Here is a 16,788-nt window from a genome sequence, read left to right as displayed (position 1 = left end):
GCTAGCGACGGTAGCGTCGCCGATGCGAACGGGAACGCAGCGACAGGCGTGTCGACGACGAACCCAGCGCCGATCTACGGCCAGGTGCCGGACTGCTCGGCGGCGGTCAGCACACGCTCGATGGCGACGACGTAGGCCGCGATGCGCATGTTCGGGAGGTCGTGTTCCTCGTAGGCGTCGACGAGCGTGTCGAACTGCTCGACGATGATGTCTTCGAGCCGCTCGTTGACGGTCTCTTCGTCCCAGTAGAAGCGCTGGCGGTTCTGGACCCACTCGAAGTACGACACCGTGACGCCGCCGGCGTTGGCGAGGATGTCGGGGACGATGAGCACGTCCTTCTGTTCGAGCACGTCGTCGCCGTCGGGCGTGATCGGGCCGTTGGCTGCCTCCGAGATCACGTCCGCCTGGACGCCCTCGGCGATCTCTGCGTCGATCGCGTTCTCCAGTGCGGCCGGGACCAGCAGATCCACGTCGAGCTGGAGGAGTTCCTCGTTCGTGATCTCCTCGTCGGCACCGTGGAAGCCGACGACGGAGCCGGTCTCACGCTTGTGGTCTTTCGCTGCGACGGCGTCGAAGCCGTCCTCGCTGTAGATCCCACCGCTGGAGTCCGAGACGGCGACGACCGTCGCACCCATCTGCTCGACGAGCTTGGCGGTGATCCAGCCCGCGTTGCCGTAGCCCTGGATCGCGACGGTGGCGTCGGCGATGTCCTCGCCGAGGTACTCGAAGGCCTCGCGGGCGGCGATGACCGTCGAGCGACCGGTCGCCTCGACGCGGCCCTCGCTGCCGCCGCTCGCGAGGTCCTTGCCGGTGATGACGCCGGGCTCGGTCGTGCGCTCGATCGTCTCGTAGGTGTCTTTGATCCAGTTCATCTCGCGCTGGCCCGTGTTCACGTCCGGCGCGGGCACGTCCCGATCCTCGCCGATCAGCGGCGTCAGCTCCTTCGCGAACGCGCGGGTGACGCGTTCGAGTTCGCTCTCGGAGTAGTCGCTGGGGTCGATGATGATACCGCCCTTCCCGCCGCCCAGCGGGATGTCGACCGTCGCCGTCTTGTAAGCCATCCAGCCCGACAGTGCCTTCACCTCTTCACGAGAGACGTTCGGGTGATAGCGAATCCCGCCCTTGTACGGACCGCGGTCGCCGTTGAACTGCGAGCGGTACGCGCGGAACACCTCGATGGAGCCGTCGTCCATCTCGACGGCGAGGTTCGTCTCCAGAATGCGCTCCGGGTTCTTGAGACGGTCGAGCATCCCCTCGTCGACGTCGAGGTACGCTGCCGCGTCGTCTACCTGCTCCTGGAAACTCTCGAACGGGTTTACGTCTGCCATAACTGAATGTTTGTACACCGACCTTAAAAGATAACGAAACGATACAGAGTGCATAATCATCCAATATAAAAACATGAGGTAATATTCTTCTGGTGAATAGGTATTGTTTGGTGGCACCGATATACCTTGTATGTGACTATATGACGTACAAGGCGGAGATTGGACAGTCTGGCGGCAACAAGATCCGACTTCTCCCCTCAGTCTGTCGTTTGTCACACGACAGTCTGACGCCCTTTTATGGTGGACCATCCGCCACTCTCTCCCGGGGGCACCGGAGAATGTCACACGCTCCCTCGACCCCATCTTCGTTTCGCCACTGTTGTCGCTCGGTCACTCTCACGTGACAGACTGCGCCGACGACAGCGACGGCTCCGATTCCGTTCGCTGACTCCCTCCCTGGTGAGTCGACAGCTCTCGGAACAGTAGCGGGCGGCGTGCTACTGCTCGACCGAGAGCGCGAGCAGTCCCGATACTTCGATCTCGTCGCCGGGCGCAATCGGTTCCGCCTCGCCGGGGCGCACTCGCTCGCCGTTCACTCTGGTCAGATTGTCGCCACGGGTCCTGAGAACGAATCCGTCGTCCGTTCGCTGGAACACGAGATGCTCGTCGTCGATCCACTTGGTCTGTTCTGGCTTCCCACCGTCGCGCAACAGCGAGCGGAGTTGTTCGTCGACCGTCGTTCCGTCTCCGACCGCGATCTCGCGGCCGCCGACCGACAGCGTCAGCGCCGTCGGGACCGTATTCTCGGGGCCGTCGTCGACGGCGTTCTCGCGGAGTCTCGCACCGCACTGGCTACAGAACCGTTCGTTCGTTCCGACGATCTCGCCACAATCTCCACAGTTGGTCAGATCTCGGACGCCACGGACGGCGTCGCCGGTCGTCTGGTCCTCGCGCTCCGCTTTCGCATCGTCGTCCTCCTCCGCGTCGCTCTCGTCGTCTTGCTCGCCACCGGCCAGCCACTCGCCGACTCGATCGGATCGTCGGACGAGGAGTCCTCCGGTGACGACACCGCCGACGACGAGTCCGAGGAGCGGGATCGCCAGCAGATAGATCAACAGTCCGCCGCCGCTCTCGCCAGCGCCTCCGTCCGTCGTCGTCGCGCCGGTTTGCTCGCCGCCCGTGCCCTCGGTGTCGGCCGCGCCGTCGGCGCTCGCGTTCGCGGCTGTCCCATCGCCGGCAGCCGACTCGTCGCCCTCTCGGGTCGGCTTCGCCGTGTCGGTCGACTCGCGCTCGTCGCTCGGCGTCGCGTCGTCGTCACCGTCCGCCGGTGTCGCAGTCGCGTCTTCGCTCTCCGCTGTCGGCGTCGCCGTGTCCGTCGCCTCGGTCGACACCGGCGTGCTGGTCGGCGTCGCCGTTGGCGTCTCCGTCGCCGTCTGGCGTGTCAGGCTCCCGTCGCCGGACAGGGCGGCGAATCGCGTCGTCCGTGTCGGGAACGCCGACCGGTCGATCGACGCGCTGACTCTGTTTCGCTCTGCGTCCACGCTGCCGCCGACCGTCGCCCAGCTCTCGGCCCCGTAGCTCCAGATCGACAGCGCCGACTCGTCGTCGACGTCACCGTCCTCGTAGTGGAGGGCAAGCGAGAGCTCGGTGTCGCTGCCACGCGCCGTGATCGCGGCGGCCCGACCGGCCGACTGCTGTCCGTCCGGGGCGTCCGGGATCGACTCGACGCTCCGGATCGAGGCGTTCCTGATCGGCGTCGCGGAGAGTCTCGTCTCTGCGGCCGTCGATTCGCCCAGCGAGAGCGAGCGGACTCGGTTTCCGTCGCCGCCCGCGACGACGAGGTCCTCCCCGTTGTCGGCCGCGACTCCGCCGCGGACGACGGCGTTCGTCGTTCCGCGCCCGAGTGAGAGTCCCCGCTGTGCGTTCGCCCGAGCGGTCGGGCCGTTGAGGGTCACGCCGTCGCTGCCGACGACCTCGATTCCGTCCGTGTTTTCGACGGCGGTGACGCCGCTGATCGTCGCGCCGTCCGCGGCCGCCGCCTGGAGGCCGGTGCCCCATCCCGTGACGACGACGTTCTGGATCTGGACGTTCTCGCTCCCGCCGACGTGGATCCCGACCGTCCCCTCGTCCCGGTCACCGCCGGCCAGCGTGTGGCCGTTGCCGTCGATGACGACGCCGTCGCTCCGGATTTCGAGACAGCGATCCACGTCGGTCGCCTCGATCGTGTCCGACAGCTCGTAGGTCCCGCTCTGTTCGATCGTCCGACACTCGTCGATACTCGCGGTCTGGCCCCCGACGACGCCCGGCACCCCAGCTGCGACTACCAGTGCCAGGACGACGAGAGCCACACCCCTGTATGTGCTGTTGCTGTGTCCCATGGTCCCCTGTGTCCGATCGGCCCCACACCACCCCCGGAGGCCGGTCAGCTACCGTTTCTCACGAGCTAATTCGACATAAAAATTGGTGGCGTACGTCTGTAGTTCAGTCTGGCAGTCGCTTCGCTCGCTGCGGGCACCACTCGCGCAAAAACGTCGGCGAAAAATCCGGTCCTCACTCCGCTCACGGGTCACACAGTTCCCCGTTCGCATTCGAGACCCACCTGCGGTGCGCCTCGCCCCGCTCGGACCGGTGAACCCGCGCCTCCGGCGCGGTACGCTAGTAGCTCTTCGCGAAGTACGCCGTCTCTTCTGCGTCCTCGCCGCAGATGGCACACTCCTCGTGGATCGGCTCCTCGTCGCGGTCGAGGGGGACCATCACGATCTCGGCGGCGATGGCCTCTTTGATCGGCTCCTCACAGTCTTCGTCGCCACACCAGCCACACTTGACGTAGCCGCCGTGCTGGCCGATCGTGCCGAGGATCTCCTCGCGAGAGGTGGCCTCGCGAATCTCGCCTTCCAGCGTCTCCTCGGCGCTGGCGTACAGCTTCGCGAAGACCTCGTCGAGGTGGTCTCGGACGGTGGTTTCGAGGTCCTCGCGGCTCTCGGTGATCGACTCGCCGTCGGGGCGATGGGAGAGCGTGAGTTCCTCGTCTTCGACCTCGTTGGGGCCGATCTCGACGCGCAGCGGCACGCCCTTGAGCTCCCAGTCGTTGTACTTGAAGCCGGGGTTACGGTGGTCGCGGTCGTCGAAGTGGACGCGAACGCCCGCCTCGTCGAGTTCGGCGGCCACGTCGGCGGCGTACTCCAGGACCTCGTCTTTGGTGTCTTCCTGCCAGATCGGCACGACGACGACCTGCTTGGGCGCGAGCGTCGGCGGCAGGACGAGCCCCTGATCGTCCGAGTGGGTCATGATGAGCGCGCCCATCGCGCGCCAGGACAGCCCCCACGAGGTGGTGTGGGCCGTCTCCTCGTCCTCGTCCTCGTCGACGTAGGTGATGTCGAACGCCTCGGCGAAGCTCGTCCCGAGGTAGTGGGAGGTCGCGGCCTGGACGGACTTGCCGTCGGGCATCAGCGTCTCGACCGTCGTCGTGGTGTGTGCGCCGGGGAACTTGTCGTGTTCGGGCTTGCGCCCCTTCAGCGGCGGCATCGCCAGGACGTCCTCGTACAGCTTCTCGTACTGTTCGAGCCGCGTCATCGTCTCCTCCCAGGCGTCGTCCTCGTCGCGGTGGGCGGTGTGGCCCTCCTGCCACAGGAACTCCTTGGTGCGGAAGAACGGCTTGGTCTCGGTGGCCTCCCACCGGACGACCGAACACCACTGGTTGATCCGCAGCGGCAGGTCGCGGTGCGAGCGCGTCCACTGGGCGAGGAAGGGGGCGATGATGGACTCGCTCGTCGGGCGCACGGCGAGTCGTTCTTCGAGTTCCTCGTGGCCGCCGTGGGTGACCCACGCGACCTCGGGGTCGAACCCTTCGACTACGTCTTTCTCCCGTTCGAGGTAGCTCTCGGGGATGAACATCGGGAAGTAGGCGTTCTGAACGCCGGTGTCCTTGAACCACCCGTCGAGGTGGTCCTGGATCTGCTCCCAGATGGCGTACCCTCGCGGACGCGTGATGATGAACCCGCCCATCGGCGCGTAGTCCGCGAGACCGGCCTTCTGGACGACCTCCGCGTACCACTCGCCGGGACTGTGTTCCTTGCTCTCCGTAATCCCGAGTTCCTGCTCTTCGCTCATACCGAACACTCTGACACCGGGGGGATAAACGCGCTGTGTTTCCACGGTCGCCGCCACTGCCCGTGTCGCCGTCGGTTCCCGGAGCTACGCACCGATCGTCGTCAGCGACGCCAGTGAGTCCGCGAGCCGTCGTTCCATCCCGGCCCCGTCGAAGCTCGGCACCGGGCTGATGTCGACGGCGTAACACTCGTCGTGCTCGTCGACGACGAAGTCGACCCCGATAGCGCGCGCGTCGAACCGATCGAGCAGCTCGCGGATGCGTGTCGCCAGCTGGACGCGGACGGTCGTCTCTTCGAGCACCGGCCGCCGTTCGGTCAGCTTCGTCCTGATCGTCAGCGCCTGCAAGTGCGTCTCGATCCCGTCGTCGAGCGCGTAGTAGCGTTCGATCGACGGCTCGGTACCGACCGCCTGCTGGTAGAACTCCGGATCGGCGTCGACCCCCGCCGCCCCGTCCCACCGAAAGCGGTTCTTCCCGACGTAGTCGGCGTCGGGCTTCTTGAACGCGATCGCGGGCACGCGGTATCCGATCTGTTCCAGCGCGTTGAGGACGACGAGTCGACAGGACAGCGCCGTCGTCGGGAAGAAGCCGTTCAGCGTCTCGACGCCGTTGCGGTCCGCATACGAGAGCGCGTCGAAGGCCTGCCGACAGATGGTTCTGTTGGCCAGCGCGTCGAGCGCGTCGATGTCCTCGGGTCGGATCGGCTCACCGGGCGGCAGGAACTCCACGTCGAACCCCCTGGCGGCGAGCCGCTCGGCCGCCCGTCCGAAGACGGCGTCGTCCGGCTCACAGATGACCCCGATCGTATCCATAATCGCCCCCACGAAGCCGTGTTTCAAAAGAGTATGGCCAACTCCCCTCTCAAGAATCCCCGACCGCGAAGGGACTGTCCGTCTCTCGCCACGGCCACCCGGGGAGTCGCGTCTGGAAGCCCGCGGCCAGTGCGGCGTCGAGGTCGTCGGCACCCGCGGGATCGTCTGCGGTGCCGTGTGTCGTCACGTCCGCGTAGTGGAAGGTTGCCTCTGCGAGCAGTCGCAAGGGTTGGTCTCCAGCGATCATCGCGGCTAGCTCGCGACCCAGCAGTTCGTCGACGACGAAGCCGGGATAGTCGTCGGTCACGTCCAGATCACGCAGTAGGCCGATCAGCGCGGCGACGTTGACCGCGCGGTCCCCGTCGGCGAACAGTTCGTCGACGGCGGCCAGGTACGCCGGTTCGTCGACGGGCTCGACGGCGACCTCGAACGCATCGCCGAGCTGTGCTCTCGTCTCGTTGAGCAGCGGAACGATCACGTCCGCACGCTCTCGGACCCAGTCGCGTTCGCGTCTGACCGTCTCGGGTGTCACGTTCATCGTTCGTTCTCACACACGCCCCACACTTGTGTCTCGCCGTCGTGTCGATACGCCACTCTCGCGTGGACGGGGATATTTTTGTCGCTGCCTCGCGTGACGAGATGTATGCCCGACCAGCGACCATCGGGAGCCGAGACGCTCCGCCGGTACGTCGATCGGCGTGGCGTACTCAAGTCCGCAGCGGTCAGCCTGACTGCCCTTTCGAGTAGTCTCGCGGGCTGTTCCGACGATGTCGCGGACGGGTCAACTGATCCGTCTCGAACGGCGACACGTCGATCGCCGACCGAGAGCGCCACCGCTACGCACACCGAGACCCGGACTCCCACCCAGACGGAGACGCCGACCACGACACGAACAAGCACGGAGGCCGAGACCCAGACGGCGACGCAACGACGGATCGAGCCAGTGTCGACGATCGGGTCGGTACCGATTCACGAGACCGAACAGCTGCCGGCCGAACCGCAGTCGAGCGGGATTACCGGCGACGACCAGACCCACGCTCTGACCAACCGGGCTTCGGTCTCCAACGACTCCGAGGCACACCTGACCGTCGATGGCGCGCTGGTCGGGACGGGGACACTGGGGATGAACGCCAGTGCAGCGTTCCGCACGTACTGGCGGGCTCCCGAGAGCGGGACCTACACGTTGACCGCGAGCTACTGGGGCAACGGTGCCTACGAGTACGCGCCCCGAGAGAACCGCAACCGTGACTACACGCTCTGTTCGGAGACGAACCTGGCCGTCCTCACGAACGACCGGACTGTGGCTCATCAGACGCGTCCGGATCTACAGCGCGCCAACAGCGGGCTCCAGACGGAGGCGGCCGAACAGCTGCTCGAATTTCTCGCGTACCGACTCGTCGCCCCCTACGTCGGGGTCGTTGGGAGCTTGATCGCCAGAGCGGTCATCAACTGGGCAATCGACCTGGAGCGGCGCGACCCGACGGCGGGGTCGTTCCTCACGACGGCACTCGACCCGTACACCGTCGAGGTCCAGTTCACTGCGACGGCGGGGACGGTGTACCAGTTTCAGGTGACGCCGTCGGTCGGATTCGCCGGTGAGTCACACGCGGATCAGCACACGGCTGCGAAGGTCGAGTCGATCTACCACCTCGAAGGACTGTCCGTCCGTCGGGAGTGAGCGGGGCTCTCTCGTCGCTGTGTCCCGTCGAGGACACGACCGCCATCGTGCCGGATTGCGTGGTGACGCCGTCGGCTGTCCCTCTGTGACCGACTTCCCACCCCGAGGTGGGGAACACCGTCACGACCTTCCAGCCGACAGTGCGAATCCGACCCTTCCGCATTGCGAAGGCTTTTATTACCTGTGGGGAATACGCTGAGGTAGGATCGGTTTTCCGGCCGTCGGTTCCGGCCTGCAGCGTTCGACGGTCGCCGATTACGTGAACTATGTTACTACACAGCGTCCGTCCCGGCGTACGCCGACCGCCCACGACGCCGGGGGCACTCTCTGAGCTATGAGTACGGTAGACAAGCAACTCGAAACGGTGCGTGAAACGATCGACGAAGTCGTGCCTCGCGAGATCACGATCTCCGACGTGACCTACGAGGGGCCCGAACTGGTCATCTACACCCGCGATCCAAAGCAGTTCGCGCGCAACGGTGATCTGGTGCGCCGACTGGCCAGCGAGCTTCGAAAGCGAATCTCCGTCCGGCCGGACCCGGACGTGTTGACGCCGCCGTCCCGCGCCGAAGAGGCGATCAGGAAGGCCGTGCCCGACGAAGCCGAGATCTCGGAGCTGGACTTCCACGCCGACACCGGCGAGGTCCTGATCAAGGCGACGAAGCCGGGCGTCGTCATCGGCCAGAGCGGCGAGACCCTCCGGAAGATCACCCAGCGGGTCGGCTGGACCCCCGAGGTCGTCCGGACCCCGCCGATCGAGTCGGCGACGGTCCAGAACGTCCGGAACCTCCTCCAGCAGGAACGTGACGAGCGCCGAGACGTGCTCGAACGCGTTGGTCGACAGATCCACCGCGAGCCGATGTCCGACGACGAGTACGTCCGGATCACGATGCTCGGAGGCTGTCGAGAGGTCGGCCGCAACGCCTTCATCCTCTCGACGCCCGAGTCGCGCGTCCTGGTCGACTGTGGCGACGTGCCCGGTTCCGACGAACAGCCGTATCTGGAGATTCCGGAAGCGTTCGGTGCCGGCGCGAACGGCATCGACGCGGTCGTGCTGACCCACGCGCACCTCGATCACTCCGGGCTCGTCCCGCTGCTGTTCGAGTACGGCTACGACGGCCCGATCTACTGTACCGAGCCCACCCGTGATCTGCTCGGCCTGTTGACCCTCGACGCGCTCGACACGACGACGGGGGAGGGCCACGCGCCGCCCTACGACTCCGAGCGCGTTCGAGACGCCATCAAGCACACCATTACGCTCGAGTACGGCGACGTGACCGACATCGCACCCGACATCAAGCTGACGCTGCACGACGCCGGCCACGTGCTCGGGTCGGCCGTCACGCACTTCCACATCGGCGACGGGCTCTACAACGTCGCCTTTTCGGGGGACATCCACTACGACGACACGCGCCTGTTCGAGGGCGCGACCAACGAGTTCCCCCGCGTGGAGACGCTCGTCCTGGAGTCGACCTACGGCGGTCGCAACGACTACCAGACCGACCGAGAGGACGCCGAGCGCAAGCTCCTCGACCTCGTCCGGGAGACCCACGACCGCGACGGGACGGTCGTCGTTCCCTCACCAGCAGTCGGCCGCTCCCAGGAGCTCATGCTCGTCCTCGAAGCCGCGATGCGGGCCGGCGACATCCCCGAGATGCCGATCTACCTCGACGGGATGATCTGGGAGGCGACGGCAGTCCACACCACCTACCCCGAGTTCCTGCGCGAGGACCTGCGCGACCGCATCTTCGACGAGGCGGACAACCCCTTCCTCGCGGACGCCTTCGAGCCCGTCGACGGCGACGCCGATCGGGCCGCGCTGGCCGACGACGAGCCTGGGATCGTCCTCGCACCCGACGGGATGGTCACCGGCGGACCGGTCCACTCCTGGCTCGAACACCTCGCTGGCGACGCCGACTCGACGCTGGCGATGCTCGGCTACCAGGCCAGTGGCACGCTCGGCCGTCGCATCCGGAACGGCTGGAACGACCTCCCGATCGGCGACGGCGGCGAGACCGTGTCCCTCGACATGCGCGTCGAGACCGTCGAGGGCTTCTCGGGCCACGCCGATCGACAGGGACTGGAGAACTTCGTCCGGACGATGAACCCCAGTCCCGAGAAGGTCCTCTGTGTCCACGGCGACGAGTCCGCGACACAGGACCTCTCGTCTGCGCTGTACCACGACCACAATCTCCGGACGTTCGCCCCGAAGAACCTGGAGACCTTCCGGTTCGTGTAGGGCGTCGCCGCGGTGAGCGCCGGCAGCTCTGGCGGGCTCCGACACCAGTAAGACGTTGGGGCCGCTCCCGGTCAGTATGGACGACTCGCAGTACGAGCGACTCAGGACGTTGCGACGCGACCTCCACCGACACCCAGAGCCCGCCTGGCGGGAGTTCTACACGACGGCCCGCCTCGTCGAGGAACTGGAACCCACCGCGGACGAACTGGTCGTCGGCCCCGACTTTCTCGACGCCGACGACCGTCTGAGCGTTCCCGAGGAGACGACGCTGGCCGAGTGGCGCGAACGCGCCCTCGATGCCGGCGCAGACCCCGAGACGGTCGAACACCTCGAAGACGGACAGACCGGGCTCATGGTCGTCCTGGAGCGTGGCGAGGGGCCGACGGTCGGGCTGCGGGTCGACATCGACGGCCTCCCCCGCGAGGAGTCGGACGATCCCGACCACGAACCCGTCGCCGAGGGGTTCCGCTCGGAGACCGGTGCGATGCACGCCTGCGGCCACGACGCCCACGCTGCCATCGGCGTCGGCGTCTTCGAAGCGATCGCCGACAGCGACTTCACCGGGACGCTGAAGGTGCTCTTCCAGCCCGCAGAGGAGATCATCGGCGGGGCCAAAGCCGTCAGCCACCGGCACCTCGACGACATCGACGCGCTGCTGGCGGTACACATCGGGCTCGACCACCCGACCGGCGAGATCGTCGCTGGCGTGACGGACTTCCTGGCGGTCAGCCAGTTCCACGCCGAGTTCACGGGCGAGCCGGCCCACGCGGGTGGCCACCCCGCACAGGGGGAAAACGCCGTGCAGGCGATGGCGGCGGCCGTCCAGAACCTCTACGCCATCCCGCGCAACGAAGACGGCCCAACGCGGATCAACGCGGGCGTCGTCGAGGGCGGGACGGCCTCGAACATCATCCCCGAACACGCGAGCATCGAGGGCGAGGTCAGAGGAGAGACGACGGAATTGATGACGTACATGCGCGAGCGCGCGAACGACGTGCTCGAACACGCCGCGGGCATGCACGGCTGTGAGTACACGGTCGAGCGCACCGGCGAAGCGCCCAGCGCGACCAACGACGAGGAACTCGTCTCACTGGGCTACGAGGTCGCCGAAGGGATCCCCGGCGTCGACTCGCGGCTCCGCACCGCGTCGCTGGGCGGCAGCGAGGACGCGACGGTGCTCATGCGACGCGTCCAGGAGACGGGCGGCACTGCCGCCTACGTCGGTGTCGGCACCGACCACCCCGGCGGCCACCACACCGCGACGTTCGACGTGGACGAGCCGTCGCTGGCGATCGGCGTCGACTGGCTCTCGGAGACGGTACGCGAGATCGCAGACAGAAGCCACTGACCGGTCAGTACTTCGGATCCGCACCGGTGACGGCGTAGATCTCGTCCATCAGGTCGTCGCGCTCGGACTGCCAGCGGTCGAACCCGGCGGGGCTCGACGGGTACGACTCGTAGTGTTCGAGGAGCCGGTCGGCCAGCTGCTTGGTCTTGTAGAGGTCGTAGATCGTCCCCCAGTGGCCGAAGCTCTTGATCGCGGTCTTGAGCTTCAGTCCCAGTCCCATGTCGGCCGAGCCCGAGTACAGCGCGTCGGCGATCTTGTTGGCCGGCATCGCGGCGAGCAGCCCCATCAGATCGTCCACGTCGTAGGCTGTCGTGAAGATGTTGTACACGTCCAGCGCGGCGTAGCGGGCCCCGAAGTGGTCCATCACGCGCTCGTTGTACTCCCACAGCGCCGCCTCCTCGTCGACCCGACCGTCCTCGATGGCCTCGATGGCCTGCTCACCGGCGTACTGGCCGGCGTAGGCCGCACCGGCGATGCCGCCGCCGGTCGTCGGATTGACGTGGCCAGCGGCGTCTCCGACGGCCATAAAGCCCGGCGCGACCGCCGAGTCGTACGGTCGGCGGGTCGGCAACGCGGCCCCGAGCTTGTCCTGGACCTCGGCGTTCTCGAACTCCGAACGGCCCTGGAGGTCCTGCTTGAGGTCGTCGACGAGCTCCATCGGTTCCTCGGTCATCTGGAACCCCAGCCCGACGTTGATCTCGGTGTCTGTTCGCGGGAAGTACCAGACGTACCCCGCCGCGCGCTTTGCCGGCTTGAAGACGAGGGCGTCGTCCCACGGGACCGGCTCTTCGGTCTCGACGATCTCACGGTAGGCCGAACAGAACTGTGAGTACGTCACGTTCGTGTCGAAGGTCGCCGAATCGAGCGTCGCCTTCTCCTGGATGATCGACAGCGCGCCCGCGGCGTCGATGACCAGTTCGGCCTCGTAGCTCGCGTGGTCGCCCTTCCGGTTCGCCTCCAGCCCGGTCACGCGGCCGTCGTCGTCCTGCCGTACGTCCTGGACGACGGTGTCGTAGTGGAATTCGACGCCGGCCTGCTCGGCACCCTCGATGAGCAGTCGGCCGTACTCCCAGCGATCGATGACGGCCAGTTCGCCGGGGACCGGGATCTCCAGGACCGTGTTCTCTTCGGGGATCTCGAACCGGCCGTGGTCGACGCCGGTGTTCGTGAACGCGCCCTCGATCTGGGACTTCGGGATCGCCGTCGGGAAGTTCGAGGCCCCCTTCAGCGCGTCGCCACAGGCGATGTGGCCCGCCTCCTGGGCGTCCTTGCGCTCGGCGATGACGACGTCGTAGCCCTCGTGGGCGAGCGTCGCCGCGGCGTAACAGCCCGACGTGCCCGCACCGACGACGGCCACGTCGTACTCGTGGGTGGTCATGGACGGGACCTATCTCCCGAGGGAGAAAACTCTTTATCCCGACGATGCCGGTATCTGTCGGTTCGCCATGGTCTCGGCGAGGATCCAGCGCAGCAACGTGTACGGTCTCGTTACGCCCGCTCGTGGTCGATACCACCTGGGGCACGACAGCGTCGCCCGGACGCCAACTGCCCGACAGCGCCGACTCGTCCGATAACAAGAGTTTTGCCGAGCGGTTCCGAACGCCGGGACATGACCGAGTACACCGTGGAGTTCGTGGGGACCGGCGAAGAGATCACGGTCTCGGAGAAGGAGACGATCCTGAGCCGGTGTCTCGAAGAGGGGATCGCACAGGAGTACTCCTGTCGCGTGGGGATGTGTCTGGCCTGTTCGGCCGAGATCGTCGACGGCGATGTCGTCCAGCCCGCCGCACGAGGACTCACCGAAGCAGAGCGGGAACGCTACGCGCTGACCTGCATGGCGCGGCCGGCTTCGGACCTCAAACTCGACCGCGGGAAGTACCCGCCCAGCATCGAGTCGGAGGTCTCGGCCGACGCGGCCGGCGACGAGCAGGCGGCCGCCGACGACTGAGCGTATTAATTCTCCAGTCCAAGGTAGAAAGAATCGCGGAACTAAATTTCGAACCCACCTCGTCCACGTTCTGTCGGTCTCAGAGACGTTACCACGGACTTTCGAGAAGGACAGATCATATAAGCGAGTGGCTCCTACATTGAATCGAGTCGTTGCAGACCCGCGCCAGGGGTCAGCCGTCGGAGACTGCCACACCTGCACAATCATGACCAGCCGTGTATACAGACTTCATTCGACACTCGAACTGCCACTCGAAGACACGTACGACCTCTTCGAGGAACCCGACCTTCCCCCGGAGATCGAAGACGTGGAGATCACGCGGCGGAACAACACGCTGATCATCAGCGCCGTCTCGGCCGACGACACGATCAGCAAGTACACGCCGACGGCCCAGCTGAAGGCCAGCGTCACGGAGAATCGGGTCTACGAGGAAGATCCCGAAGAGATGGACGGACCCGGCCCCGGTCCCAACAGCGGTGGTGGCAGTCCACAGTGGGGGTCCTTCGAGGAGGAGGAAGAAGAGATCCCCTCCGAACTCGTCGAGTACGCCTGTTTCAAGGGCGATCTCGAAACGGTGCTCCAGAACACGGCCCTGCAGTATCCGATGTTCCAGGTCCTCTGTGAGGTCGCGAAAAACGCCGAGAAGGGGACGCTTACGGCGATCGTCTGCGTCGACGAGGAACTCGAAGCGGTTCGAATCGTCGACGGCGAGGAACTCCCCGCGACGATCAACGTCGTCGAAGAGCCACGCGACGACGCCGACAACGAGAGCGTCGACTGGCGAAACAACGAGTTCATCAGCTAACGCTCCGTTTCCCTGCCAGCAGAATCCGTCTCTCAGGTCCTCCCGTCCCGGCCAGCGGTCGGTGTTCGCTGTCGGCGTCCGAACCGGGGAGTTCGACACGTGCCGTGTGTGCCCGAGTCACGCGCCCGCTCGAACTCCAAAAAGTACTTACAGCCCATCTAATTATATCTCATTACCAATGGCAGACTTCCCCGACTACCTCGACGTCGACTACACCGACGGCGAGGGCGAGACGCCGGAGGACTACCCGTCGATCAACCACAAGATCGAGAAGGCCATCGAGGTCACCAAGGAAGGCCTCGAAGCGTACGAGAATCCGGTCGTCATGTGGACCGGCGGCAAGGACTCGACGCTGACGCTGTACTTCGTCAAGGAGGTCGCCGACCGCTTCGACCTCGAAGTCCCGCCGGTCGTCTTCATCGACCACTACCAGCACTTCGACGAGCTCATCGAGTTCGTCGAGCACTGGGCCGACGAGTGGGACCTCGAAGTCATCTGGGCGCGCAACACCGATGTCGGCGACTACGTCGAGGAGAACGGACTCGATCCGGGCGACGACATCCCGATCGACGCCCTCTCGGAGCACAACCAGCACCACGTCCGCGAGATCCTCGAATACGAGGAAGACAGCTTCCCCTTCCTGCTGGATACCTACGTCGGCAACCACCTGCTGAAGACGGTCGCGCTCAACGACGCCATCGAGGCCCACGACGTCGACGGCATCATCTCGGGCATCCGCTGGGACGAGCAGGAGTCCCGCGCCGACGAGACGTTCTTCTCGCCGCGCCACGACCCGGACATCTACCCGCCCCACGACCGCATCCAGACGATCCTCCAGTTCGACGAGGCCGCCGTCTGGGACGCCTTCTGGAACTTCGTCGTCCCGGACACCGTCGAAGGATTCCCCGAGGAGGGCTACGTCCCCGAGACCGACGACGACCTGCCCGACGGCATCGAGCAGGACGACATCCCCGTCTCGCCGAAGTACTTCGCCGGGTTCCGTTCGCTCGGCTCCGAAGTCTCGACCGACAAGGCAGCCGAGGAACCCGCCTGGCAGCAGGACCTCGACTCGACGACCGAGCGCGCGGGCCGCGCCCAGGACAAAGAGGACCTGATGGAGCGCCTGCGCGACCTCGGCTACATGTAAACCACCTTTTTCCGCTTCGGGTTCGCGCTTCGTGCGAACCGCTCGCACAAAAACGTGGGTGAAAAACCGCGAGCGCCCCCAGAGGGAGCGCTCGCGGCAAATCGTGCGCTTCTGGGTTACTCGTGTGGCCGTCGTAGTCGGCCAGACGCTCTGCCTTCTCTCGCGGTGTGATACGGATTAGTGTAGATCTTTCCCGGATCAACCGCACGACAGTGTGCGGTCGACCGGGCAAACGGCTACAATAATCCGTATGAGCGGATCGTCGTACCCGTGGCTCGAATCGCGGACGCGCTACGACCTGCGGAAGTGAGCGTAGGCGACCAGCAGCGTCAGGACGAGCGCGCCGACTGCGCCCGGTGGGTGGACCTCGAACGCGACCACCAGCAGGAGGAGGAAGTTCGCAGCCAGGAGGACGAGGGCGGCGTCCAGTCGTTGTCGGAGGACCGTGTCGGTCATGTGCTCGGTTGTACCGAGACGGGAGAAAAGTCTGCTGACTGTCGGCTGGGCAGGGCGATTACACGCGCTTTCTGGCCCGGTGGCGCGCCGTGGCTCGCTGCCGGAGGTACCACACGAGCGGGAGCGCGCCGATGGTCGCGAGCGCGGCGAGGTTCGCCCACGCCGTCACCGACAGCGATCCGACGCCGAACCCCGGCGTCGTCGCGAGGAGCCCGAGCCCGACCAGCGGAAACGGTGCCGCGAGCCACGGGGTGTCGCCGCGGTGGGCGATCACGCCAGCGAGGACGACGACGCCGCCGAAGGCGGCCAGTGCGAGGTGGCCCCACGTGCTGTCGGGACCCGACAGCGGGAGGTAGAAGCCGTTGGCCACGAGGGTCAACCCCAGCCCCTCCGCGAGTGCGGCGACCAGTCGCCCGCCGATGCGTGGCTCGCCCGACCGCAGAGACAGGTCGCTGGGTCGACGGCCACCGGGTCGCTCTCGGCCGTCTTCGTCTGGCGCAGGCATCTTAGCGTCGCCGGTACCGGTCGCCGTCTCGTTCGAGTCGCGACTCGTCGACGCCGCGCTGGAGCGCCCGTCGAATCTCCATTCGGTCGACACCTCGTTGTGTCATCAGCGCCACGATCTGGTCGTGCGAACACCAGCCGTCGCTGTCGGCCGCTTCGGCGACGGTCTCGACGACACGGGTCGTGATGTCTGCCACGGTCGTGTTGGGCGACCCGAGGATTTGGAGGTTTCGGCCCTGTCGGCCGTTCTCGGCCTCGTGGTGACGGCCAGCGCAGTCTCTCACTGCGTACGAACCCGTGTCGTCTGCCACTCCAGGACGATCTCGATACTCAGCCAGACGGAGAGCCACACCCAGAGGAGCGCGACGACGATCACCGTCGAGGACAGCAACAGCAGGGGTCGCGTGGCGACCACCAGTGCGGGGTACAGATAGAGTGTCACAACCCCTACGACGAGGAGCGCTACCAGCCCACA

The 16,788-nt window shown here is 66.1% G+C and carries 16 protein-coding genes; 6 read left to right on the top strand and 10 right to left on the bottom strand.

The window, feature by feature from the left end; all coding sequences use genetic code 11:
* Window positions 1-74: 74 nt before the first annotated feature.
* The 5 genes from AC5FRZ_RS12665 to AC5FRZ_RS12645 all read right to left on the bottom strand — a co-directional run bounded on the left by AC5FRZ_RS12665 (window position 75) and on the right by AC5FRZ_RS12645 (window position 6,726).
* On the bottom strand, window positions 75-1,328 hold the full coding sequence (locus tag AC5FRZ_RS12665; RefSeq protein WP_153554133.1) for a Glu/Leu/Phe/Val family dehydrogenase: 1,254 nt from the start codon (window positions 1,326-1,328) through the stop codon (window positions 75-77).
* 437 nt (window positions 1,329-1,765) lie between these two features.
* On the bottom strand, window positions 1,766-3,616 hold the full coding sequence (locus tag AC5FRZ_RS12660; protein WP_493564749.1) for a right-handed parallel beta-helix repeat-containing protein: 1,851 nt from the start codon (window positions 3,614-3,616) through the stop codon (window positions 1,766-1,768).
* Between the two features lie 307 nt (window positions 3,617-3,923).
* Window positions 3,924-5,378, bottom strand: coding sequence for a proline--tRNA ligase (proS, locus tag AC5FRZ_RS12655; protein WP_372480447.1), 1,455 nt, complete (start codon window positions 5,376-5,378; stop codon window positions 3,924-3,926).
* Window positions 5,379-5,462: 84 nt separating this feature from the next.
* The gene (locus AC5FRZ_RS12650) at window positions 5,463-6,188 is read right to left on the bottom strand and encodes a hypothetical protein (RefSeq protein WP_493564748.1); all 726 of its coding nucleotides are present in this window, start codon (window positions 6,186-6,188) and stop codon (window positions 5,463-5,465) included.
* Between the two features lie 49 nt (window positions 6,189-6,237).
* Window positions 6,238-6,726 (bottom strand): DUF7984 family protein, encoded by a 489-nt coding sequence (locus tag AC5FRZ_RS12645; protein WP_170095108.1) that lies wholly within the window; start codon window positions 6,724-6,726, stop codon window positions 6,238-6,240.
* Window positions 6,727-6,831: 105 nt separating this feature from the next.
* Between AC5FRZ_RS12645 and AC5FRZ_RS12640 the strand changes: the two genes are divergently transcribed.
* From AC5FRZ_RS12640 to AC5FRZ_RS12630, 3 genes are all read left to right on the top strand, one after another.
* The gene (locus tag AC5FRZ_RS12640) at window positions 6,832-7,866 is read left to right on the top strand and encodes a hypothetical protein (protein WP_493564747.1); all 1,035 of its coding nucleotides are present in this window, start codon (window positions 6,832-6,834) and stop codon (window positions 7,864-7,866) included.
* Between the two features lie 334 nt (window positions 7,867-8,200).
* Window positions 8,201-10,105 carry a beta-CASP ribonuclease aCPSF1 gene (locus AC5FRZ_RS12635; protein ID WP_372480450.1) on the top strand — a complete coding sequence of 635 codons (1,905 nt, stop codon included), beginning with the start codon at window positions 8,201-8,203 and terminating at the stop codon, window positions 10,103-10,105.
* Between the two features lie 76 nt (window positions 10,106-10,181).
* Window positions 10,182-11,453 (top strand): amidohydrolase, encoded by a 1,272-nt coding sequence (locus AC5FRZ_RS12630; RefSeq protein WP_493564746.1) that lies wholly within the window; start codon window positions 10,182-10,184, stop codon window positions 11,451-11,453.
* Between the two features lie 4 nt (window positions 11,454-11,457).
* Here the strand turns inward: AC5FRZ_RS12630 and AC5FRZ_RS12625 are convergent, their stop codons facing one another.
* Window positions 11,458-12,831 (bottom strand): geranylgeranyl reductase family protein, encoded by a 1,374-nt coding sequence (locus tag AC5FRZ_RS12625; protein WP_153554126.1) that lies wholly within the window; start codon window positions 12,829-12,831, stop codon window positions 11,458-11,460.
* Window positions 12,832-13,062: 231 nt separating this feature from the next.
* Here AC5FRZ_RS12625 and AC5FRZ_RS12620 point away from each other — a divergent pair, with 231 nt between their 5' ends.
* The 3 genes from AC5FRZ_RS12620 to AC5FRZ_RS12610 all read left to right on the top strand — a co-directional run bounded on the left by AC5FRZ_RS12620 (window position 13,063) and on the right by AC5FRZ_RS12610 (window position 15,353).
* Window positions 13,063-13,401: a 2Fe-2S iron-sulfur cluster-binding protein gene (locus AC5FRZ_RS12620; RefSeq protein WP_493564745.1), complete on the top strand. Its 339-nt coding sequence runs from the start codon at window positions 13,063-13,065 to the stop codon at window positions 13,399-13,401.
* A gap of 205 nt (window positions 13,402-13,606) precedes the next feature.
* Window positions 13,607-14,206, top strand: a complete 600-nt coding sequence (locus AC5FRZ_RS12615) for a DUF7110 family protein (protein ID WP_208626749.1) — start codon at window positions 13,607-13,609, stop codon at window positions 14,204-14,206.
* A gap of 178 nt (window positions 14,207-14,384) precedes the next feature.
* Window positions 14,385-15,353: a phosphoadenosine phosphosulfate reductase family protein gene (locus AC5FRZ_RS12610; RefSeq protein ID WP_153554123.1), complete on the top strand. Its 969-nt coding sequence runs from the start codon at window positions 14,385-14,387 to the stop codon at window positions 15,351-15,353.
* A 291-nt stretch (window positions 15,354-15,644) separates the two neighbouring features.
* On the opposite strand, the gene AC5FRZ_RS12605 is transcribed toward AC5FRZ_RS12610, so the two are convergent.
* The 4 genes from AC5FRZ_RS12605 to AC5FRZ_RS12590 all read right to left on the bottom strand — a co-directional run bounded on the left by AC5FRZ_RS12605 (window position 15,645) and on the right by AC5FRZ_RS12590 (window position 16,755).
* Entirely contained in the window at window positions 15,645-15,809 is a 165-nt protein-coding gene (locus AC5FRZ_RS12605; RefSeq protein ID WP_493564744.1) for a hypothetical protein, read from the bottom strand.
* Between the two features lie 58 nt (window positions 15,810-15,867).
* A complete protein-coding gene (locus AC5FRZ_RS12600; protein WP_372480452.1) occupies window positions 15,868-16,314 on the bottom strand; it encodes a hypothetical protein in 447 nt (148 codons plus the stop codon).
* 1 nt (window position 16,315) lies between these two features.
* Window positions 16,316-16,510: a hypothetical protein gene (locus AC5FRZ_RS12595; RefSeq protein WP_170095099.1), complete on the bottom strand. Its 195-nt coding sequence runs from the start codon at window positions 16,508-16,510 to the stop codon at window positions 16,316-16,318.
* An 83-nt stretch (window positions 16,511-16,593) separates the two neighbouring features.
* On the bottom strand, window positions 16,594-16,755 hold the full coding sequence (locus AC5FRZ_RS12590) for a hypothetical protein (RefSeq protein WP_493564743.1): 162 nt from the start codon (window positions 16,753-16,755) through the stop codon (window positions 16,594-16,596).
* Between the last annotated feature and the right edge of the window lie 33 nt (window positions 16,756-16,788).

Source organism: Halomicrobium sp. HArcht1-1 (assembly GCF_058933285.1).
Note: the sequence above shows the minus strand (reverse complement) of the source record. Positions and strands in the feature narration are given on the sequence as shown.